Origin of the sequence: Akkermansia sp. GGCC_0220, from assembly GCF_017566105.1 — a bacterium.
Lineage (GTDB): Bacteria > Verrucomicrobiota > Verrucomicrobiia > Verrucomicrobiales > Akkermansiaceae > Akkermansia > Akkermansia massiliensis.
Map to the genome: position 1 here is coordinate 1 of NZ_JABFCI010000013.1, position 20244 is coordinate 20244.

General features: G+C 59.5%; 18 protein-coding genes. 10 read left to right on the top strand and 8 right to left on the bottom strand.

Annotation, left to right across the window (positions count from 1 at the left end; translation table 11 throughout):
• Positions 1-123: 123 nt before the first annotated feature.
• Both HJW02_RS09550 and HJW02_RS09555 read left to right on the top strand, forming a co-directional pair.
• Complete coding sequence (locus HJW02_RS09550; RefSeq protein WP_022395989.1) at positions 124-1299, top strand: ATP-binding protein; 1176 nt, start codon at positions 124-126, stop codon at positions 1297-1299.
• A gap of 66 nt (positions 1300-1365) precedes the next feature.
• Positions 1366-2043, top strand: a complete 678-nt coding sequence (locus HJW02_RS09555) for an SWIM zinc finger family protein (protein WP_180976264.1) — start codon at positions 1366-1368, stop codon at positions 2041-2043.
• A 17-nt stretch (positions 2044-2060) separates the two neighbouring features.
• On the opposite strand, the gene HJW02_RS09560 is transcribed toward HJW02_RS09555, so the two are convergent.
• From HJW02_RS09560 to HJW02_RS09570, 3 genes are all read right to left on the bottom strand, one after another.
• A complete protein-coding gene (locus HJW02_RS09560; RefSeq protein ID WP_102722192.1) occupies positions 2061-3548 on the bottom strand; it encodes a hypothetical protein in 1488 nt (495 codons plus the stop codon).
• Between the two features lie 169 nt (positions 3549-3717).
• Positions 3718-5007: a phosphopyruvate hydratase gene (gene eno / locus HJW02_RS09565; RefSeq protein WP_180970999.1), complete on the bottom strand. Its 1290-nt coding sequence runs from the start codon at positions 5005-5007 to the stop codon at positions 3718-3720.
• Between the two features lie 140 nt (positions 5008-5147).
• On the bottom strand, positions 5148-5981 hold the full coding sequence (locus HJW02_RS09570; protein WP_102722266.1) for a deoxyribonuclease IV: 834 nt from the start codon (positions 5979-5981) through the stop codon (positions 5148-5150).
• A gap of 170 nt (positions 5982-6151) precedes the next feature.
• On the opposite strand from HJW02_RS09570, the gene HJW02_RS09575 reads away from it, so the two are divergent.
• The 6 genes from HJW02_RS09575 to HJW02_RS09600 all read left to right on the top strand — a co-directional run bounded on the left by HJW02_RS09575 (position 6152) and on the right by HJW02_RS09600 (position 13598).
• A complete protein-coding gene (locus HJW02_RS09575; protein WP_102714813.1) occupies positions 6152-6478 on the top strand; it encodes a metalloregulator ArsR/SmtB family transcription factor in 327 nt (108 codons plus the stop codon).
• Positions 6479-6555: 77 nt separating this feature from the next.
• Positions 6556-7071 carry an MTH895/ArsE family thioredoxin-like protein gene (locus HJW02_RS09580; RefSeq protein WP_102722193.1) on the top strand — a complete coding sequence of 172 codons (516 nt, stop codon included), beginning with the start codon at positions 6556-6558 and terminating at the stop codon, positions 7069-7071.
• 17 nt (positions 7072-7088) lie between these two features.
• Positions 7089-8063, top strand: coding sequence for a permease (locus HJW02_RS09585; RefSeq protein ID WP_102722194.1), 975 nt, complete (start codon positions 7089-7091; stop codon positions 8061-8063).
• A 163-nt stretch (positions 8064-8226) separates the two neighbouring features.
• Positions 8227-10341: an alpha-L-fucosidase gene (locus tag HJW02_RS09590; protein ID WP_180971000.1), complete on the top strand. Its 2115-nt coding sequence runs from the start codon at positions 8227-8229 to the stop codon at positions 10339-10341.
• Positions 10342-10418: 77 nt separating this feature from the next.
• On the top strand, positions 10419-11474 hold the full coding sequence (locus HJW02_RS09595) for an HD domain-containing protein (protein WP_180971001.1): 1056 nt from the start codon (positions 10419-10421) through the stop codon (positions 11472-11474).
• Positions 11475-11486: 12 nt separating this feature from the next.
• Positions 11487-13598, top strand: coding sequence for a ComEC/Rec2 family competence protein (locus HJW02_RS09600; protein WP_102722196.1), 2112 nt, complete (start codon positions 11487-11489; stop codon positions 13596-13598).
• Here the strand turns inward: HJW02_RS09600 and miaB are convergent.
• From miaB to HJW02_RS09620, 4 genes are all read right to left on the bottom strand, one after another.
• Positions 13561-14937 (bottom strand): tRNA (N6-isopentenyl adenosine(37)-C2)-methylthiotransferase MiaB, encoded by a 1377-nt coding sequence (gene miaB, locus HJW02_RS09605; protein WP_102722197.1) that lies wholly within the window; start codon positions 14935-14937, stop codon positions 13561-13563. The two genes, HJW02_RS09600 and miaB, sit on opposite strands and share 38 nt — an antisense overlap.
• 8 nt (positions 14938-14945) lie before the next feature.
• Complete coding sequence (locus tag HJW02_RS09610; protein WP_102722198.1) at positions 14946-16169, bottom strand: class I SAM-dependent RNA methyltransferase; 1224 nt, start codon at positions 16167-16169, stop codon at positions 14946-14948.
• A 20-nt stretch (positions 16170-16189) separates the two neighbouring features.
• A complete protein-coding gene (locus HJW02_RS09615; protein ID WP_102722199.1) occupies positions 16190-16513 on the bottom strand; it encodes a hypothetical protein in 324 nt (107 codons plus the stop codon).
• A 113-nt stretch (positions 16514-16626) separates the two neighbouring features.
• The gene (locus tag HJW02_RS09620; protein WP_102722267.1) at positions 16627-17556 is read right to left on the bottom strand and encodes a DUF3750 domain-containing protein; all 930 of its coding nucleotides are present in this window, start codon (positions 17554-17556) and stop codon (positions 16627-16629) included.
• Between the two features lie 91 nt (positions 17557-17647).
• Here HJW02_RS09620 and HJW02_RS09625 point away from each other — a divergent pair, with 91 nt between their 5' ends.
• Positions 17648-18199, top strand: coding sequence for a thioredoxin family protein (locus HJW02_RS09625; protein WP_102722200.1), 552 nt, complete (start codon positions 17648-17650; stop codon positions 18197-18199).
• A gap of 84 nt (positions 18200-18283) precedes the next feature.
• On the opposite strand, the gene HJW02_RS09630 is transcribed toward HJW02_RS09625, so the two are convergent.
• Positions 18284-19705 carry a hypothetical protein gene (locus HJW02_RS09630; RefSeq protein ID WP_146018185.1) on the bottom strand — a complete coding sequence of 474 codons (1422 nt, stop codon included), beginning with the start codon at positions 19703-19705 and terminating at the stop codon, positions 18284-18286.
• A 202-nt stretch (positions 19706-19907) separates the two neighbouring features.
• Between HJW02_RS09630 and HJW02_RS09635 the strand changes: the two genes are divergently transcribed.
• Positions 19908-20180, top strand: a complete 273-nt coding sequence (locus HJW02_RS09635; RefSeq protein WP_180971002.1) for an HU family DNA-binding protein — start codon at positions 19908-19910, stop codon at positions 20178-20180.
• Positions 20181-20244 lie beyond the last annotated feature (64 nt).

Sequence of the window (20244 nt, forward strand, 5' to 3'; positions counted from 1 at the left end):
AGAAGAGGTAAGAAGAGGTAAGAAGAGGTAAGAAGAGGTAAGAAGAGGTAAGAAGAGGTAAGAAGGTCTAGTAAGTTCTACTTGAAAAGCCTTAGAAGTATACTTACTATAACGGGCTATATTATGGATGAAATAAAAAATCCCTTTTCACCAGGTGCTGGCTCTCCTCCTCCCGAGTTGGTAGGGAGGTCCAGCATTCTTAGACAAACAGAGATTTTATTAGGGCGTACTTTGAATAGGAGACCAGAAAAAAGCATGCTTCTAACTGGTTTGAGAGGAGTAGGGAAAACGGTTCTACTCAATGAAATGGAACGATTGGCGCAACAACATGGATATCATACGATCTCGATTGAAGCACATGAAAATAAATCTTTAGGTGCCAGTCTTGCTCCATATTTGAGGAGGTTGTTTTTTGAATTGAACAGATTGGCCGGAACAGGTGATAAAGTTAAAAGGGGGCTGATTGCTCTTAGAAATTTTATTGGAACTATCAGAATTAACTATGGAGATTTGGGATTGGACTTGGATCCGTTACCGGGTGTAGCGGACAGCGGAGACCTTGAAAATGATTTGCCTGAGCTTTTTCAGGCATTGTCGGAGGCAGCCATGGAAAAACAATCCGCTGTTGCCATTCTTATTGATGAAATCCAATATTTTAAAGAGAAGGAATTAAGTGCATTGATTATGGCAATGCATAGAATTCAACAGAAACAGAGTCCTATTGTCTTATTAGGTGCCGGGCTTCCTATTTTGCCGGGTTTGGCCGGAGATTCTAAATCCTATGCTGAACGCTTATTCAGTTTTCCTGATGTTGGAGCTTTATCCCAGGAAGATGTTGCTCGCGCATTGCAGGAACCGGCCAGAAGGGAGGGAGCTGTATTTGCAAATGATGCTCTTGATAAAATATATGAACTTACTCATGGATATCCGTATTTTTTACAAGAATGGGGATATCAGGCTTGGAAACAGGCGCAAACTGAAAATATTACATTGGATGTAATTAATCGGGCAACGGAGAAGGTTATAGAGAGATTGGATCAAAATTTTTTCCGTGTAAGATTTGATCGGCTTACTCCGGGAGAAAAAAGATTCCTGAGAACCATGGCAGAATTAAGATCTGAAAGGATGCGAGCCGGAGAAATTGCACATGCTCTGGGAGTTACTGTGAACAAGATAGGTCCAACCCGGGCCCATTTAATGAAAAAGGGAATGATATATAGTCCTTCTTATGGAGAATTGGCATTCACGGTACCTTTATTTGGAGATTTCATGCTGAGAACAGTTCCTAAAGAACATTAGTGAATGATTTATAAGCCGTTCTTTATGGAATAAAAGGTAAAATATCATATGTGTGAAAATGATGGCATGCCCCTGAAACGGGCGGATTTGCGGAAACGCGCGGAAGAGAAGGCGGCGGAACTGGCCGCGGAGGGGATGGAGCTGCATCCCGTGACGGCTTCCGGGCGAAATCTGGCGAAAAAGTTCTGGGGAAAGGAATGGATGAAGAGCCTGGCCGCGTGCGAGGTGTACGGCATGCGGCTGGCCCCCGGGCGTACTTATTTGCGCTATGGCTGCGTTCTGGACGTGAAAGCGGCTCCCGGCCGCATTGACGCGCTGGTGATGGGGGAGCATTTGTATGAGGTCCGCGTGCATGCCGCCCCTCCGGATGAAGAGGCGCTTGCCCGGCTGCGTGCGCGGTGCGCCGGGCATATCGGTTCCTGGATTGACTTGCTGAAGGGGAACCTCTCCCCGGAGCTGCTGGAAATCCTGTGCGATCCGGAGGGCGGCCTGTTCCCCGCGCCGGAAGAGTGGCGTTTTTCCTGTTCCTGCCCGGACTGGGCGGATTTGTGCAAGCATGCGTCCGCGGTCCTGTATGCCTTCGGTGTGATGCTGGACGAACAGCCGAAACTGCTGTTTACCCTGCGCGGGATGGACGCCTCCGTCCTGATTCCGAAGGCTCCGGAAGCCGTTCCCGGCGGAGAAGACGCGCTGGACAAGGATGCCGGGTCCCTGTCGGACATGTTCGGCATCAGGCTGGATTGATTCCCGCCGCCGTGACGTCATGGCCTTGTTCCGGTCTTGAACAGCCACGCGGGGAGAGGATGGCCGTCCTTTTTGACGAATTGGCGGCAGACGGGGTCTTTCCGGCGGTCAAGCATGCCGCCGTGCGCCGTCAGCTGGTGCTCCTGCATAGTGCTTGCCCGGGTGGAGAACGTACCCGCTTTTTCCATCATGCATTGCAGGGACGGAAGGGCCGTGCAGGCCAGGTAAAGAATCAGGAGTGTCCGGTATTTCGTGCCCCCCTGGCGGAAGGCATGGAGAAAGAGCAGGGAGAGGAAGGGATAGAGGACCGCCGGGGCTTTAAAGAGAAGTTCATTATTCATGATGCCCGTGCGGAAAAAGAGGCTGCCTGCCATCATCCCCAGCGTGATGTAATACAGCGGATTCCTCCGGCATGCTTGGAAGAGCAGCGCACCCGGCAGCAGAACGCCCAGGGCCAGAGCCAGCAGGAAGCTGGCGTATTTGACGGAGCCGGGATAGAGCAGCAGCCGCTGCTGGCCGTAGTGGTAGATTTCCGCATACTTCCCGGCAAAAAGGCAGGAAAACTGCCCCCCACCGTCCAGATGGGCATAAAAGACGGCCATGACCGCCGCGCACAGGACGGCAATCCAGAAAACCGGCTGGAGCAGGAGGAACCGGAGCCGGGAAGGAGGAGCCTGCTCCGTTGGACGGCGGAACAGGGTTTCATACATTATGTACGGAAGGAGCAGAAGAGCGCCCAGCGGGGAGGACGGCAGCAGCAATGCCCCCATGAAATAATATCCCGCGGCAGGCAGGGAGCGGGTCAGAATAAGCACGGCGCACAACAGCGCCGGAACGGCATGGTTGAACGTGTTGAAGAGTTGGGCGGGCATGCCGATGAACAGCACCATCTGGGCATTGTATTCCGCGAACAGGGAGGGGAGGGGCATTCCCAGGCAGTCCAGCGCCGCTGCCGGAGATCCCAGGCAGAAGAGAACCAGCGCCCACCAGGCCGTTTGCCGGACGCCCCAGCGGGAGGCAGCCGCCAGCAGCGCCAGTTCCAGCCCCAGGAAGGTCCACAGGGCCAGCAGCCAGGGAGCCCATGCATCCGGACAGCAGGAGGCGGCCAGCGCGGGAGGCAGCCAATGGCCCAGATAGTAGATGAAGTGGCGCCCGTCCGCCATGACGAGGGGCCAGGAGCCTGTCGCAAGCTGTTCGTAAACGGCGTTGCGGACCGCAAAGTCCGCGTGCTGCTGGCAGTGGCCCGTGAAGCCGCACAGCAGCACCAGCAGCAGGCAGAAGGCGGACAGAAAGCCCAGCACGGCCAGTCCGCGGGCTTTCAGAGGAAGCCGCTGTTCCGGAAGATTCCGGGTGCAGGCGTACAATCCATACGCCAGTGCGGCGCAAAGCGGAACGGAGAAGGCGGGATGCAGCCATCCCCACAGGAAGAGGCCCAGAGGAAGCGCCAGGTACGCCAGTGCCGCGCACAGCAGGGGGCGTGTGGGCAGGGAAAGGCTGGGAGACATGGCGCGGAACGGAGATGGGGCTTTTTGGCAATGCGGAATCCGAAAGCCCAGCATTGCATATTTTGTCCCAAAGAAAAGGATGCAATTACCCCGGAGAATGAAAAATCCCCGCGCCGCCTCACGACGACCGGGGATTTGGGTTGCTTTATACCAGTTCCGGCAAAAGAGGTCAGAACAGGCCGAATCCGTTGCCGTAGCGGGCGGATTCCCCCAGTTCCTCCTCAATCCGGAGAAGGCGGTTGTATTTGGCCATGCGGTCGGAACGGCTCAGGGAGCCGGTCTTGATCTGGCCGGCGTTGGTCCCCACGGCGATGTCCGCGATGGTGGCGTCTTCCGTTTCCCCGGAGCGGTGGGAAATAACGGCGGTGTAGCGGTTGCCCATGGCCAGCTCCACGGCATCCAGCGTCTCCGTCAGGGAGCCGATCTGGTTTACCTTCACCAGAATGGAGTTGCCCACGCCCAGATGAATGCCTTTTCTGAGGAATTCAACGTTGGTGACGAAGAGGTCGTCCCCGACGAGCTGGGTGCTTTTGCCCAGTTTTTCCGTCAGGATTTTCCAGCCGTCCCAGTCGTTTTCCGCACAGCCGTCCTCAATGGAGACGATGGGGTATTTCTTCTTCAGTTCCACGTAGTAATCCGTCAGTTCCGCGGCGGTTCTGCGGCTGCCGTCGGACTTCTTGAAAACGTACAGTCCGGATTCCGGATCGTAGAATTCGGAGGAAGCCACGTCCAGGGCAATGGAAATGTCTTCCCCGAATCGGTAGCCGGCGTTGTCCACGGCCTGGGCGATGCAGTCCAGCGCGTCTTCCGCGGAGTTCAGCTTGGGAGCGAAGCCGCCTTCATCACCCACGGCGGTGGAAAGGCCGCGGCTGTGCAGGACGGATTTCAGGGCATGGAAGACTTCCGCGCCATAGCGCAGGGCTTCCCGGAAAGTAGGCGCGCCGGACGGAACGATCATGAATTCCTGAAAGTCGATGGGCGCGTCGGAGTGGGCGCCCCCATTGATGATGTTCATCATGGGGACGGGCAGAACCTTGGCGTTCGGACCGCCCAGGTAGCGGTACAGGGGCTGTTGCAGCTGGGCCGCCGCCGCCTTGGCAAGCGCCAGGGAAACGCCCAGAATGGCGTTGGCTCCCAGTTTGGCCTTGTTGAAGGTGCCGTCCAGGGAGCTCATGAGGGCGTCCGCCGTGGTTTGTTCCGTCGCTTCCAGGCCGATCAGGGCCGGGGCGATGACGTTGCGGATATTGTCCACAGCTTTGGTGACGCCTTTGCCCTGGTAGCGGGCCGTGTCGCCGTCCCTGAGTTCCCAGGCTTCATGTTCCCCGGTGGAAGCTCCGCTGGGGACGCCCGCCGTGCCTGTGGCTCCGCCTTCCAGATAAACGTCCGCCTCAATGGTGGGGTTGCCGCGTGAATCCAGAATTTCACGCCCTGTTATTTTTGCGATGCGCATTTCTTTCATAAAAGCCGGATGGGTTCTGCCTCGAAAAGCAGATATTGGAATTAGTTTAAACTAATTTACAGGCCTTATGTATCCCGTATCTGGCGCGCATGCAAGCTTTTTCTCCATCACAGGCAACCCGGTTGATCCGGGAATCACGCTCAGCCGCGGTAATGTTCTTTCAGCCAGGCTATTTCCTCGCCGTGCCCGGCGTCGTCCCGGGGCGTTTCCAGGAAAAAGGGCACTTCCCGGAGGGAAGGATGGTTGATGATGTTGATGAAGGCCTGTTTTCCCAGGCTCCCCTTGCCGATGGTTTCATGGCGGTCCTTGAAGGAGGAGAAAGGCGTCATGCTGTCGTTCAGGTGGATGGCGTGCAGGCGTTCCAGGCCCAGCACGGAGTCGAACTGTTCCAGCACGGCGTCCAGGTTGTTGACGATGTCGTACCCGGCGGAATAAACGTGGCAGGTGTCCAGGCAGACGCCCAGCTTTTCTTTCAGGTCCACGCGCTCAATGATGGCGGCCAGTTCTTCAAAGGTCTTGCCGAGCTCGCTTCCCTTGCCGGACATGGTTTCCAGCAGAACGGTCGTTTTTTGGTCCGGAGCAAGCACGCCGTTCAGTTGGTCCGCCACCAGTTCAATGCCTTTTTCCACTCCCTGTCCCACGTGGCTGCCGGGATGGAAGTTGTAAAGGTTGCCCGGCAGATGCTCCATGAGCTCCAGGTCTTCCCTCAGCACCTGGGCCGCAAAGCGGGTGACTTTGGGGTCAGCGGAGCAGGGGTTCAGCGTATAAGGGGCGTGCGCCAGCAGCGTGCCGAAGCCGTTGTCTTCCGCCAGCTTCAGAAAACGGGCAATGTCCGGTTCGTCAATGGCCTTGGCCTTGCTTCCGCGCGGGTTGCGGGAAAAGAACTGGAAGGTGTTGGCGCCGATGGAAAGGGCAACCCTGCCCATGGCTTCGTAACCTTTTGCGGAGGAGAGGTGGCATCCGATGTACAGCATGGCGGTAAAGGTGTGTAAGCGAGCATATCGGAAGGGAATTGCCGTGTCCAGCATGGGGGGGTGATTTCAAGCGGCTGCCTCTGTGCGCTGTGCCTGCGTGGTGTGCCATGGCCGTGGCGGGAAAACAGATTGACATTTTTACGATTTTAAAAATAATAAATCCATTGCTTATGTCCGATTGTTCCTGCACCTCTTCATTCCGTCCGGTTCACTCCGTCAAGGAGCTGGAACCTCTTGCCGGTGTTTTCAAGGCGCTGGGGCATCCCGTGCGCCTCATGATTGTGGAGATGCTTCTGGATGGAGAACGCTGCGTCTGCGAACTGCAGAAGGATTCCGGACGTGACATGTCTACCGTTTCCAGCCATTTGAACGTGTTGAAGAACAGCCGGATCGTGTCCTGTGAACAGCGGGGGAAAAATGTGTATTATTCCCTGTGCTGCCCCTGCCTCAGCAGCGTGCTGTCGTGTTTGCAGGAAAGCCCGGCGTTAAAGGGGTAATGGTATTGGTATTCAGTTTGTTCAGTATTTTTTATTCATACATTTTGATATTCTTAAAAATATAAATCAATAATTACATGAAGAAGATAGTAATTTACGGACCGGGGTGCGCCAAATGTACGGCATTGGCGCAGGTGACGGAGCAGGTCATGCGGGAACTCTGTCTGGAACCGCTTCCGGAAAAGGTGACGGATGCCGCGCAACTTGCCGCCGCCGGAGTGCTGGAAACCCCGGCTCTTGGGGTGGACGGCAGGATTCTTGTTTCCGGCACGGTACCCTCCCGGGATGAAATCAGTAGGATGCTCCAAAAAGCGCTTCAAGCGGATTCTCCGGAGGAGGGTTGCTGTAGCGGAAGGCCGGAGGATTCAAGGGCAGTAAAGGGGAATCTTCCCCATCCGGAGGCAGGTTCCTGCGGGTGCGGAGGAGGGGGCTGCTGCGGCAGCGCTTCCTTCAAGCGAAAGGGCGGATGGAAAAGGGCTGCCGTCTGGGCTGCGGCGCTGCTCATTCTGCTGGCGGTGGTTAAGATGATGAATCACCAGGAACGTTCCGGGGGCGGGGAACCTCCCCGCCCGGCTGTTTCCGCAGAGCGGTAGGAGAATTCTTCCCGGTTATGATTCAGGATTTTGCCGACTGGCTGGTTTACGGGGTGTTGGAGTTCACACCCCATACCCGTCTGGGGGAGGCGGTCAACTTCTTCGTGTACGACACGGTGAAGATCCTCTTCCTGCTGTACGCGATCAGTCTTTTCATGGGCGTGGTGAACGCCTATTTCCCGGTGGAACGCATCCGCGTGTTTTTGACGACAAAGAAGCTCTACGGATTTCAGTATTTTTTCGCCGCCCTGTTCGGGGCGGTCACGCCGTTCTGTTCATGTTCCTCCATTCCCCTGTTTATCGGCTTTGTGAAAGGAGGGATTCCGCTGGGCGTGACGTTTGCCTTCCTGATCACATCGCCTCTGGTGAATGAGGTTGCCATCGCCCTGTTCCTGGGGGCGTTCGGGGTCAAGATCACGGTGATTTATGCGGTCTCCGGCATTTTGCTGGGGATGATGGGAGGGGCTGTGCTGGAGAGGTTCAGGCTGGAACGCTATCTGTCCCCCTGGATACGGGGGCTGCTTGTCCAGTCCGGGGAGGAAAGCGGCGCGTGGGAGCGGAAGGGGACGCCGTTCCGGAAGAGATGGGCCGTCATCATGCATGATGCGTGGGAAATCGTAAAGGGAGTGGCGCTGTATGTGGTGATCGGCATCGCTATGGGAGCGGCGGTGCACGGCTATGTGCCGGAGGGATTTTTTGAAGCGTCCATGAGCCGGGAGCATTGGTGGGCGGTGCCGGTTGCGGTAATTTGCGCGGTTCCGATGTATGCGAATGCGGCGGCGATAGTTCCGGTGATCCAGGTGTTTGTGGCGAAAGGCGTTCCGATCGGCACGGCGATAGCGTTCATGATGGCGACGGTAGGGCTTTCCGTGCCGGAGGCGGCCCTTCTGAAGAAGGTGATGACCTGGAAGCTGATCTGGATTTTCTTCGGAACAGTGACGGCGTTTATCATTCTGTCCGGATACGTGTTCAATATATTGATTGCTCCATAATCCCTGATGGGCGGAAAAGGAAAAAAGCGCAGGCGCCCCGTTTCTCCCGCGATTGCGGGAAACAGGCCATCTTCAGCGGGCGGTACGGCTTTAACTCGTAGAGTTGTCTGAAAGAACGGGATGCCCGGAGCGTACATAGTTCCGAACGTTAGTTATGCATTTGATGAGAAGATTGAATCAATTGGCCCCGGCCCTTCTGGGAACCTGCATGCTGGCCGCCGGGTTGGCGGAAGCGGGAGTGAAGAATGGGGTTCCCCCGTTGAAGCCTGTTCCTTCTCCGGCTCAACTGGCATGGCACGATATGGAGATGTATGCCTTCATCCATTTCACCATCAATACCTTTACCGGGAAGGAATGGGGTTATGGCGACGAGAAGCCGGAGCTGTTCAATCCTTCCGATTTCAATGCGGACGAAATTGTAAAGACGCTGGCGGACGCCGGGTTCAAGGGGGTGGTGCTGACCTGCAAGCACCATGACGGCTTCTGCCTGTGGCCCACGAAGACCACCCGGCACAGCGTGGCGGCCTCCTCGTGGAAGCAGGGGAAGGGCGATGTGGTGAAGGAGGTTTCCCGCGCGTGCAAAAAGTACGGCGTCAGGTTCGGCATTTACCTGTCTCCGTGGGACCGCAACGCTTCCTCCTACGGAACGCCGGAATATATCAAAATGTACCGTGAGCAGTTGAAGGAATTGTCCACGGGATACGGCCCAGTTTTCCTGGCGTGGTTTGACGGAGCGAACGGAGGGGACGGCTATTACGGTGGAGCGCGGGAGAAGCGCTCCATTGACCGGAGCACGTATTACGACTGGAAGAAGACGTGGGGGGAACTGAAGAAACGGCAGCCCGGAGCGGTGATTTTTTCCGACGTGGGGCCGGGCGCCCGCTGGGTGGGGAACGAAAGCGGTTATGCGGGCTATCCCTGCTGGGCCACGTACACCCCCGTTCCGCTGCAAGCCGGGACGGAACCCGCCCCCGGCACCGTGCGCTACCAGTTGGGCACGGAAGGCACCGTGGACGGCAAGTACTGGATTCCCGCGGAAGTGGATGTTTCCATCCGCCCCGGCTGGTTCTGGCATGAGCATGAGAATTCCCGCGTCCGGACGCCGGAGAATCTGCTGAAGCTGTACTTTGACAGCGTAGGCAGAGGGGCCAACCTGAATCTGAACGTGCCGCCGGACCGCCGCGGCCGCATTCATGAAGAGGATAAAAAGTCCCTGGCGGGTTTCCGTGCGCTGCTGAATGAACTGTATTCCCGCAACTTCGCTTCCGGGGCACGGGCGGATTCCTCCTCCTCATGGAAGGGGCACGGCCCGGAACAGGTTCTGGACCGGAAGCGGGCGACGTACTGGGCGGCCGCTCCGGAAGATAAAAATCCCTGCCTGGCGTTGAAATTGCCGGAACCTGCGGCGTTTGACGTCATCCGGCTGGCGGAACCCGTCCAGCTGGGGCAGAGGGTGAGCAAGTTCCGCGTGGAGGTGAGTGAAAACGGCCGTTGGAGCAAATGGACGGAAGGTTCCAGCATAGGAGCCAGGGTTCTTTTGAAGGGCAGGCCCGTGACGGCGGATGAAGTGCGCGTGGTGCTGGAAGAGTCCCGGGCCGTTCCGGCCTTGTGCGAGGTTTCCCTGTGGAAGTACCCTGTTATCCTGAATGCTCCGGCAGTGAATTACGACCGCGATGGCCGGGTGACCCTGGCATCCGCGGAGGGCGTGGTGACCAGGTACACCACGGACGGAACGGACCCCGGCCCGCAGTCCGCCGTGTACAGGGAGCCTTTCCTTCTCCCTGCCGGGGGGACGGTGAAGGCGGTAAGCGAATACCGCGGCAGAAGGTCTTCCGTAACCGCGCAGATCATCCCCGTCCCTACGCGGGACTGGAAGGTAGCGGCCGGGGAAAGAAGCGCCGCCGCTCCGGAGCTGGCCATTGACGGCAACCCCTCCACCCTCTGGCATACGCATGCCGCCCAGGGGGAAATAGCTCCTCCGCAGGCGCTGGAAATCGACATGGGGCGTCCGGTCAACGTTGCCGCCGTCATCTACACGCCCCGCAAGGATTCCGCAAAGGGGACGGTTGACCGCTACGCCGTCTACCTGAGTGCGGACGGAAACGATTGGGGAGCTCCCGCCGCGGAGGGGGAGTTTTCCAATATCCGCGCCAATCCCGTTCCGCAGCGGATTGACCTGGAGACGCCCGTGAAAGCCCGTTACCTGCGTTTTGTAGGCAAGCGGGTAGTGGAAGGTAGCCATGTTGCCGTTGCCGAGTTGGGAGTATTGGAAAAATAAGCAGTTTCCTTTTTTTATCATCGTAGTCCTCCGGCGTTTTCTTGACGGATGGAGGGAAGCGGGGCAAGATGGCCCGCATGGAACAAGTCAGTCTCATGGAGTTGGGCAAGCTGGCCGCGGAGGGCCAGGTGGAAGCGGAAGTTTTTGCCCAGATCGCCCAGTGCGCGCAGAAGATGACCAAGAGCAACAAGCCGTATCTGGACGTATCTTTTGCCGATGCGGAAGGGACGATGGGACTGAAGGTGTGGGAGGACAAGCCCTGGTTCCGCACGCTGGCCTCCCTGCCTCTCCGCAGTTTCGTGAGCCTGCGCGGCCAGTGGACCAAGGGGGGCTTCGGCATGGAAGCGGCCGATCTGGAAGTGCGCCCCCTGGACGAACAGGAGAAGGAAAGCTTCCTGGCCGGGTCCGGAACCTTGAAGAAGAAGCAGGAGGCGGACCTGAAGGAGATTTGCGTGCTCATCAAGGGCATGAATGATCCGCGCATTCGCGCCCTGTGCATTGAATTCATCGAACAGTTCGGGGAACGCCTCCAGCGCGCCGCCGCCGCCCGCACTTACCATCACGCCCGCCGCGGCGGACTGGTGGAGCATGTGGCGGGAATGATGCGCACGGCCTCTGCCGTCTGCCAGGCGAATCCGGAGCTGAACCGCGATCTCCTGCTGGCCGGATGCCTGTTTCACGACTGCGGGAAGCTGTGGGAAAACTGCTACCCGAAGGAGGATTTCACGATGCCCTATTCGGAAGCCGGGGAACTGCTGGGCCACATTCCGCTGGGCATTGAACTGGTCAACAATCTGTGGAAGCGCATCATGGCCCTTCCGGAAGCGGAATCCTGGAAGACGCTGGACCCCGCCTCCCCGGACGTGCGCATGCACCTGCTGCACCTGATCGCCTCCCACCACGGGGAACTGGCCTTCGGCTCCCCCGTGTTCCCCAAGACCCCGGAGGCGGTGGCCCTGCATTACATTGACAATCTGGACGCCAAGCTGGAGATGTTCCGCGGCGCCTATGAGACGAGCGAGGCGCTGGCCCCCAAGGTGCTCCAGCGCAAGGCCCCCCTGCCTGCCAACGTCGTTCTTCCGCTGCCTTCCGTTCTTCCCCTGGAACGGGACGGCGCGGACGCCATGCAGTAAGCTTTTCCCCGGATGGAACAGGAGCGCCACCTGCGGCGGCCGTGGCTGGAACGGACCATGGCCGCGGCTCCCCTGCTGGCTCCCGCTCTCGCCATGCTGTGCGCATGCGCGGCGGTGGACGTTTCCCCCTGGTTCTGGGGCCTCTGCCTCTGCTGGGCGCTATTGCCCTGCCTGTTCCGGGCTCCTTCCATGAGCCTGCTGGCCATTGCCCTGGCGGTGTGGGCGGCCATGCATCTGCTGGCGTATGACCGGGAATACGTGAATGTTCCCGTGGAGGCGGGAAGGACTGTCGCCATGGAGGGCTCCGTTAACGCCGTTTCCGGAAAGTCCGTGCTGTTCCGCCCGGACGGTTCCCGGTGGCTGTACGCAGTTTCCTCCCGTGGCGGGGAATGCCCCCTGGCAGTAGGGGAACGGTACCGGATTGACGGAGAGACATATCCGCTCCAGGCCCCGTGCGGCCCCGGCATCTTTGACCGGGAGCGGTGGGGATACCTGCACGGCATTATTGCCGGGATTCGGCTGGATGGCGCCTGCCGGGTGGGGCCGGGCGACTGGCGCAGCCGCCTCCGGGCGTTTTCCCTGCGGCTCCGGGAGGGGGCCGCAGGCCTGCTGAGGGAAGGCGCGCCGGCGGATGACGAGGCCCGGCAGGTGATGGTCTCCGCCGTGCTGGGGGACAAGACGGACGCGAGGCCGGAAACGATGGCGAAGTTTCTGGAAAGCGGCTGCATGCACGTGTTCGCCGTCAGCGGCATGCATGTGGGGGTGGCGGCCATGCTGGTTCTGGGAATGCTGAGGCTGTTGTACGTGCGCCCCCGTGCGGCGCGGCTGGCCTGCATTCCGTTGCTGGCGGTGTACGTGTTTGTGACCGGGATGTCCGCCTCCGCCCTGCGGGCCTTCATCATGGCGGCGGTCTGGCTGCTGGCGTCCGTGCTGCGCCGGAAGGGGCATCCGGCCAATATTCTGGCGCTGGCTTTCATCCTCCTTTGCCTGATGGACCCGCTCCAGGTTTTCCAGCCGGGGTTCCAGCTCTCCTTCTGCGTCTTCGCCGTGATTGTCTGCCTGGCAGGATGGAGCATCCGGGAAAGGCCCCTGTGGGCTCCGGACCCGTTCATTCCTTCCCGGATTTACAATGCGCGGGAAAAAGGCTTTGTGCGCCTGGAAAAAGCGTTCCGCGGCGCGCTGCTCATCTCCGTGGGGGCGTGGCTGATGTCCATTCCCCTGACGGCATGGCACTTCGGCACCTGGAACCTGTACGCTCCCCTGACCAATTTGTGCTTGAGCGTGCTCGTTTTTCCGCTCATGGGCGTCTCCCTGTTCGGGCTGGTGTTCGCGTGGTGCCCGTGGATTTTATGCGTCTGCAATACGGCGGCTTCCTGGATGGCCTCCGTCATGCTGGCGGTAGCCGGGGGAGTGGCTTCCCTGCCGTGCAGCTATCTTTCTTCCGCACCTCCTGCCGGGGAAAATGAAGCGGTCATCGTTCCGTTGCAGAAGGACGCCTGGTCCGCGGTCATCTCCAATCCCGCGCTGGTCGTGGCCGCAGGAACGGAAAATGCGGTCCGGTACACCCTTCTTCCCGTATTGAAGGCGCGTGGTATCCGGCCTTCCGGGGTGCTGGCTTCCAGGAACGGCAGGGCGGAGCGCGCCGGAGTGGAAGCGCTGGCGAAGGAATATCCCGGAATCCGGAACTGGGGCGCAGCGGATGCGGAATGTTCCGTTCGGAAATGGCGGTTTCGCCCTGGAAATGAACTTGTTCTGGAAGATTTTCCCGTACCGTTGTCCACGGGAATCCATCAGGACCGGAGCCGGGTGCTGTCGTGGAAATGCCGCGGGCAGTGCGTCCTGATGATAGGGAATGCCGGGTTTTCCTCCCTGGCGCGGGCGGCAATGACGCCGCGGGCTGATGTGCTGGTCATCGGGCACCATCCGCGCGATCCGGTGGCCAGCGCCGCGTGGATCAGGGCCACGGGCGCCCGCGCGGTCATTTTCACCACGGAGCATGAATGCCCCGTGCCGGAGGGAACGGCCGTGTACCGTCTCTCGGAAACCGGAGCCATCTATTTGCGGGTGGAAGAGGAAGGCGTTCAAATCATCCCCTGGAAGGGCATGGGACGCCGTACAGGGTAAACCCCGTGCTTTCTTCAATGCGGATGGGCAGAAGCTCTCCCGCCAGGTCCGGGGCGGCATCCACCATCACGGGCTTGTTCTGGGAGGTGCGTCCGGAGAGGCGCGCTTCATTCGTTTTGGACGGCCCTTCCAGAAGGACTTCCTGAACGGTGCCGACCAGTTCCCGGTTTTTCCGGATGGCTATTTCATTGACCACGGCCAGCAGGTCCTGGTTGCGCGCTTCCTTCACTTCCTCCGGAATTTGTTCCTCCATGGCGGCGGCGGGAGTGCCGCGGCGCGGGGAGTAGCGGAAGATGAAGGCGTTGTCAAACTGGACCCGTTCCACGGCCTGCCGGGTCAGCAGGTAGTCTTCCTCCGTTTCTCCGGGGAAGCCTACGATGATGTCCGTGGTGATGGACAAATCCGGGCGCGCCTGCTTCATCCGGGCGCAAAGGTCCAGGTAGGTTTCATTCCTGTACGGCCTGCGCATCATTTTCAGGATGCGGTCACTGCCGCTCTGCATCGGGAAATGGATGTGGCTGCACAGCTTGGGCAGGTAGGTGAATGCCTGCACCAGATCCTGCCGGAAGCCGATGGGATGGGGGGAAACGAAGCGGATGCGCCGGAGGCCTTCCACCTCATGCACGGCTTCCAGCAATTGGACAAAGCCGCCCTTGCCGTCCGCCGTTTCCATCTGCCTGCCGTACCGGTTGACGATCTGGCCCAGCAGGGTGACTTCCTTCACGCCGGCGTCCACCAGCATCTTCACCTCGTCCACCACGTCCCGGACGGGGCGGCTGCGTTCCTTGCCGCGGGTGTAGGGGACGATGCAGTAGGCGCACTTCATTTCACACCCCTGCATGATGGAGACATACGCCGTGGAGCGCGCGCCGGGATTCAGGTGGTCCCGGATGCGGTTCTGGGAATCCTCCTCATCCGCCACGTCGCACACGTGAGTGCCTGAAAAAGCGGTCTGCAATTCATCCATGCGGCGTTCCTGGCGCGCGCGCAGAATGCCGTCCACATGCTCAAACACGCGGTGGTACTTCTGGGTGCCGATCACCAGGTCCAGGCGCGGCAGTTCCTTGAACAACTCATCCTTCCTGCTCTGGGCCATGCAGCCCATCATGCCGTAAACCACGTGCGGGCGGTGCCGCTGCTGCTTGGCCAGCAGGCCCATCTTCCCCAGTGCCTTCTGTTCCGCCTGCTCCCGGATGGAACAGGAATTGAACAGGATGACGTCCGCCTCATCCTCGCGGTCCGTCATGGTATAGCCCTTCTGCACGAACATGCGGGCCACCTGCTCGGAGTCCCGCTCGTTCATCTGGCAGCCGTAGGTTTTGATGTAAAGCTTGGGCATGGGGAAAATCAGATGTTCTTTTTCAGGGTGACCACGCATTCCAGGTGCTTGGTCTGGGGGAACAGGTCAAAGGGCTGGACGGCGGTAACGGCGTACCCGGCCTTGTCAAATTCCGCCAGGTCCCGTATCTGGGTGGCGGGATTGCAGGAAACGTAAACGACCTTTCCGGGGCCAAAGGCGAACAACTGGGTCAGGAACTCCATGCTGCATCCCTTGCGGGGCGGGTCGATCACCACGGCGGTTTTTTCCGCGGGGAAATCCACCTGGGCGAAAATGGCCCCGGCGTCCGCCGCCAGGAATTCCGCGTGTTCAATCCCGTTGCTCCGGGCATTGCTGCGCGCCCAGTCCGCGGAAGTCTCGCTGACTTCCACGCCCAGCACTTTTTTAAATTTCTTCGCCAGGCTCAGGGCGAACAGGCCGGAACCGCAATAGGCGTCCACCAGGAACTCCTCCCCGTCCATGCTCGCCTGTTGGGCCACGTAGTCCGTAAAAAGCGGAAGAATGAAAGGATTGTTCTGGAAAAAATCTCCCGCCAAAAAATGAAATTCCAGACCGCCCACGCGCTCGCAGGCCACGGCGTTGTTATTGGTAATGACGGTCCCTTCCGAGGCGCGGAGCAGAATGGTAGCTCCCCGCTTGAACCGGGCCGCGGCCTGGTAAACGCTCTTGCGGGCCAGGGGCAGGGCCTCGTTGATGCACTCCATGGCAATCGGGCATTGCGGCACATCCACCACTTCCCTTCTGGAACCCGCCTTCAGGAAGCCGATGGCCGGCCGGCTGGCTTCCCTGGGCTTGTCAAAATGGGGCGTAATCTTGGAGCGGTAATGGTATTGGCGGGGGGAGGCAATGGCCGGATTGACGGGCAGTTCCAGCCCTGCCTGCAAGCGGAGCAGGTCCGCCACCTGCCGGGTTTTCCAGAGAAGCTGGCGGTCGTAGGAAAAATGCTGGTACTGGCATCCGCCGCAGGTGCCGAACAGGCGGCAGCCGGGCTCCACGCGGTCCGGGCTGGGGTGAAGCACTTCCACCAGGTCCGCGGAGGAATAATTCTTGTCGTTGCGCCAGACGCGGGCCTTCACGCGGTCTCCCGGCAGGGCGAAGGGGACGAAAACCACCCAGCCGTCCACGCGGCCGATGCCGTCGCCCGCATTGGAAAGGGCGTCAATGTCCAGTTCAAGCTCCTGATGGTAGGAAAAAGGTTCCGGGTGGAAGCCCTTGGGAATGGTCGCAGTCATGGTGAAGGAAAAGAAAAGGGTTACGGGGCGGAGGGGGTGATCAGCTTGCCGTCCAGATCATACAGCAGGGTTTCCGGCAGCCGGGGGGTGCGCAGCCCGGGGCGGAAGTCGCCAGGCAATACGGCTGGTCCCGGCACGGACTCTGCGTTCTCCTCCTGCGGAAGAATGGCCGGTTTCACCGGGGCCGGAGCCCAGGGGGCGGGGCGGTCCGCCGCGGTGGTTTGTTCCGGTTGAACGGCTGGGGCGGGAGCGGGTTCCTGAGGTGCCGTTTCCTTGTTGGAGGAACAGGAAGCGGTCCAGGCCAGCCCAGCAATCAGACAGGAGCGGATCAGGAGCTTTTTCATGGCGCGGATTCTTACAGCTTCATCCGCGCTTGGCAATCGAATTTCCGCTTTATTCCCCTTCTTCCCGTGTACGGGGAACGGAATAAGGGAAAAAGGCTTCCGTACCATGCGGCTCAAATGCGCTCGCTCGTTTTTGTCCGCGGATGGCGGAAGTGGGGGATGCGGTGCGCCTGCCTCCGCTTCCTGCGCATGTGGCGGAGCATGCGGAAGAAGATGAACCCTCCGGCGGAAAGAAGCAGCGTGACGCTCCACCAGTCCCAGCCCACAGGAGCGTCCGGCAGCCCTATGCGCCCGATCATCGGAAGTTTAAGGGCGGGGCGCAACAGGTCAAAGCCTGCGTTCAGGCCCAGCAGGCTGACTTCCGCTCCTTCCGCCAGCCCCAGGCTGAACCCGGCGAGACCCCATAAATTGATGCGGATGCCCGTGCCGCTTTCCGTCCGTCCGGCAATGCCGCCGGGCAGATAATCCTTCCCCACCGCATGAGGCGGAAGCTCCACCGTCAGATCCGGCACTTCCCTCATCAGCGCGGCGGTGAACGTGTTGCTGTTGGGGCCGGGAATGATCCAGTAGGTATCGGCATAGGGGTAATCCTGCGCCGTGCGGCTGATGACGGGAATGGCCTTTTCCGCCGCTGCTCCGCGCAATTCCTGAATCAATTCCGGTTCCGCGCCGAACCATTTGCGGTCCGGAATGTCCCGCGCGATGGAAACGCTGGTTCCCCGGGAGGGAAGCTGGTAGCCCATGACTTGGTACACGGTGTAAAAGCCGGCATTCTTCTCCTTCACGGCTATCCAGGTGTGCACGGCGAAATACCTGCGCCAGCCGAAGGCGCGTGCCGAATAAACCTGGACGACGGCTTCCGGTTCTTCAGCGGGTAGAGGGGCCAGGCTGCTGCTGCTGCGGTCCGCAGTTTTCCAGTCTTCCGCAGGGTGGAAATAAACCAGGGCTGCGCCCAGGAGCAGGAACGCCATGAACAGCCAGAAAACAAAGCGCCATTTATTCCGTGAGGGGTGCCTGCGGTTATAGGGGTTGGAATGGCGCATGGCGAATGTATATACCTTGAACGGCAAATGATGGCAATGGCGGAATCTTGAAGTTTGACTTCTGCGCAGGGAGACTTATGGTTACTGTAATATGATCAAGTTTGCCGTTTCCGTGCTTTGCGCCGCCGCCGTGGCAGGCATGCTGGCTCCCGCTTCCGCCCTGGCGCAGCAGGCTCCCGTTCCAGCCGTGAATGAATCGGGCAGTCCCGCCTTTGACAAGCTGCGCAATGAGGCCATCGCCAAGAAGGTTCCCCTGGTCATCTACCTGACGGGGTCTTCCTGGTGCGTGTATTGCAACATTTTTACGGACAAGCATATCAAGGAGCGTGCTTTTAAGAGGGCCTCCGGCAAAAAATTCATCTTCTGGATGGTGGATACCAGGCAGGCCCCGGGAAGGACACCGGGTTCCTTTACCTTCCAGTTCGTTCCGGAGGAAGCGGGCAAAGTAGTAGGATGCATAGGCTCCAAGGCCCCCTATGTCGTTTTCGGGCCTCCCGCCGTCATCATCCTGGACCCCGTTTCCGGAAAAATGATTAAGAAAATGGTAAGCCAGGGGGATATGGACAAGGAAGGCAAGTCCCTGCCCGCGGTTATCGAGGAATGCTGGAAAAACTTCCAGAAGGAAGGTCAAAAGACCGCCTGAGCATTCGGACCCCTCCCATGAAGAAAGGAGTGAATCCGGAATGTTCATTTCCCGGGCGTTTTTCCCGCAACTGTTTTCTTTACGTCAAAAACGGTAAATGAAGCGTAGCCATGGGCGCGGCGTGCCGGAATAATAGGGATGCCACCGGTGTCCGGGATGGTGCATGGTGCGGCCCCATTCATCCTGGTGGCGTGCCTGCGGCGCATAGGTGAGTTGCCGCCATTCCCGGCAGGGAAAGGAGGAAGGCTCCGTGCATGAGGCGCAAGGCGTCAGAAATGCCTGGAGGGCGCTGGAAGAACAGCAGTAATAGGGAACATTGAACCGGGGCGCCAATCCGAGCGCCAGCAGAAGCCATATCCATATCCGGAGACGGGGATGCCGCGCCCAGGTGGAGGCCAGAAAGGCGAGCAGGCAGGCCATCGCCGGAACGCTCCCCTTGCAGAGCAGGTCGTTGACGTCTCCGTTGACGTAAAAGAAGGGCAGCAGCAGTCCGGTTGCCAGCGTACAGATAAAGAGGGAATTCCGCCGGAAATCCCGCCAGCAGAACAGGGCGTACAGCAGGAAGGAGGTCCCTGCCAGCAGAAAATCCCCCGGCCGCGTATAAAAAGGCCGCCAGCCCATATGGGAGGACGGCGCGTTTACCGCCGCATAATAAAGAAGGAAGCACGCCCCCAGCATGACGGCTGCCGGAAAGGAGGGATGAAGCAGGCTGCGCCGGGGGGAGCGGCTGCCTTTCCATTGCCGGAGCCACTGGCAGACCGCCAGGGGCAGCCCCCCCAGGGCCGCGAGGGGAGAATAAAAGGCCGTGGCCGCGAACAAAAGGGGCATCCAGTGCGGGGGCATGCGTCCCGAAGCCAGGAAGATGAAAAAAAGCATGACAGGGATGGAGGCGTTTGCGCTGCACATGATCTGTTCCGCCGTGCCGAAGTAATGCAGGCGGAACAGATCTAGCCCCAGCCAGCATTGGAAATTCAGAAGGGAGCCGAACATTACCATCAGCAGGGCGAGCAGCAGGGAACGGCGGCCGGAGAAAACGCAGAGCCACAGCCAGGCAAGAAACAGGCCCCATGCACCCCACAGCACGACAAATGCCCGGGCAATTTCCTGCCCAGCCACTTTGCCTGCCAGGGCCGGAACCAGCCAGAACCCTGTGTTGTAGATCAAGACGTCTCCGTCCGGAAAAACGACGGGCCACGGGCTGGCGACCAATTCACGAAGGCAGGCGTTCCTGACGATGTGGTCCGGGTGCTGATTGACCCATTCCCCCCATCCGGACAGGACCATCAGGGCGATGAATGCGCCCAGGACAAGAAACGAGGACCGGTTGAACAGGGGAAAAGAGGGGAGGGATTTCCTTTCCGGTAGTTCCTTGCGCCTTCCGGGAGCCAGTCCCGCGGCCATCAGGGCCGCGAGGGGGATAGAGACATACCAGTGCATCCACCAGGCCATGAACACCAGGACGGGCAGCAGAAGCCAGGCGCAGGTATTCCATTTCAACGCGGTCACGTTGAAAGCTCGTTCCGGGAATGGAGCACCGGCGGCGGGGGAAGACATCTTCCCTGAACCTTAATGGGTCCGCCGGAGGGGGGCAAGGATGAAACTTGCAGCCCGGAACGGAAGGGCATCCCCGTATGGGGCTGGTGGCAGGAATGCCTGCGTTCCTTCTCCGCTTTACCGGGAGAACGGGGCATATCATGCTGGGCGGCCTATGAATAAAACACAATTCGTCAGGGAACTTCAGCGGGAGCTGGGAGACGGCGTTACCCCCAGGCAGGCGGAACGTGCGCTGAACGCGGTGCTGGACACGATTGCCCGGTCGGTCCTGAGGCGCTCACTGGTCAAATTCCGCGGCTTTGGTTCGTTCAGCATCAAGCGGCGGCGTGCCCGCGTGGTACGCCATCCGGAAAACGGCAGCAAACTGTTTGTGCATGAATCAAGCACCATGAAATTCCGGCCTTCCTCCCGTTTGTGGAAAAAGTAGGAGAAACGCCCGGGCTCTCCTGCCATTTTGCCATTGACTTCCCTGTCCGGGGCAGGGATTAATG

Bases quoted from the DNA above. Each gene is read 5' to 3' on its own strand.
- HJW02_RS09550 (WP_022395989.1), top strand. From the start codon at position 124: ATGGATGAAATAAAAAATCCCTTTTCACCAGGTGCTGGCTCTCCTCCT.
- HJW02_RS09555 (WP_180976264.1), top strand. From the start codon at position 1,366: ATGCCCCTGAAACGGGCGGATTTGCGGAAACGCGCGGAAGAGAAGGCG.
- HJW02_RS09560 (WP_102722192.1), bottom strand. From the start codon at position 3,548: ATGTCTCCCAGCCTTTCCCTGCCCACACGCCCCCTGCTGTGCGCGGCA.
- eno (WP_180970999.1), bottom strand. From the start codon at position 5,007: ATGAAAGAAATGCGCATCGCAAAAATAACAGGGCGTGAAATTCTGGAT.
- HJW02_RS09570 (WP_102722266.1), bottom strand. From the start codon at position 5,981: ATGCTGTACATCGGATGCCACCTCTCCTCCGCAAAAGGTTACGAAGCC.
- HJW02_RS09575 (WP_102714813.1), top strand. From the start codon at position 6,152: ATGTCCGATTGTTCCTGCACCTCTTCATTCCGTCCGGTTCACTCCGTC.
- HJW02_RS09580 (WP_102722193.1), top strand. From the start codon at position 6,556: ATGAAGAAGATAGTAATTTACGGACCGGGGTGCGCCAAATGTACGGCA.
- HJW02_RS09585 (WP_102722194.1), top strand. From the start codon at position 7,089: ATGATTCAGGATTTTGCCGACTGGCTGGTTTACGGGGTGTTGGAGTTC.
- HJW02_RS09590 (WP_180971000.1), top strand. From the start codon at position 8,227: ATGAGAAGATTGAATCAATTGGCCCCGGCCCTTCTGGGAACCTGCATG.
- HJW02_RS09595 (WP_180971001.1), top strand. From the start codon at position 10,419: ATGGAACAAGTCAGTCTCATGGAGTTGGGCAAGCTGGCCGCGGAGGGC.
- HJW02_RS09600 (WP_102722196.1), top strand. From the start codon at position 11,487: ATGGAACAGGAGCGCCACCTGCGGCGGCCGTGGCTGGAACGGACCATG.
- miaB (WP_102722197.1), bottom strand. From the start codon at position 14,937: ATGCCCAAGCTTTACATCAAAACCTACGGCTGCCAGATGAACGAGCGG.
- HJW02_RS09610 (WP_102722198.1), bottom strand. From the start codon at position 16,169: ATGACTGCGACCATTCCCAAGGGCTTCCACCCGGAACCTTTTTCCTAC.
- HJW02_RS09615 (WP_102722199.1), bottom strand. From the start codon at position 16,513: ATGAAAAAGCTCCTGATCCGCTCCTGTCTGATTGCTGGGCTGGCCTGG.
- HJW02_RS09620 (WP_102722267.1), bottom strand. From the start codon at position 17,556: ATGCGCCATTCCAACCCCTATAACCGCAGGCACCCCTCACGGAATAAA.
- HJW02_RS09625 (WP_102722200.1), top strand. From the start codon at position 17,648: ATGATCAAGTTTGCCGTTTCCGTGCTTTGCGCCGCCGCCGTGGCAGGC.
- HJW02_RS09635 (WP_180971002.1), top strand. From the start codon at position 19,908: ATGAATAAAACACAATTCGTCAGGGAACTTCAGCGGGAGCTGGGAGAC.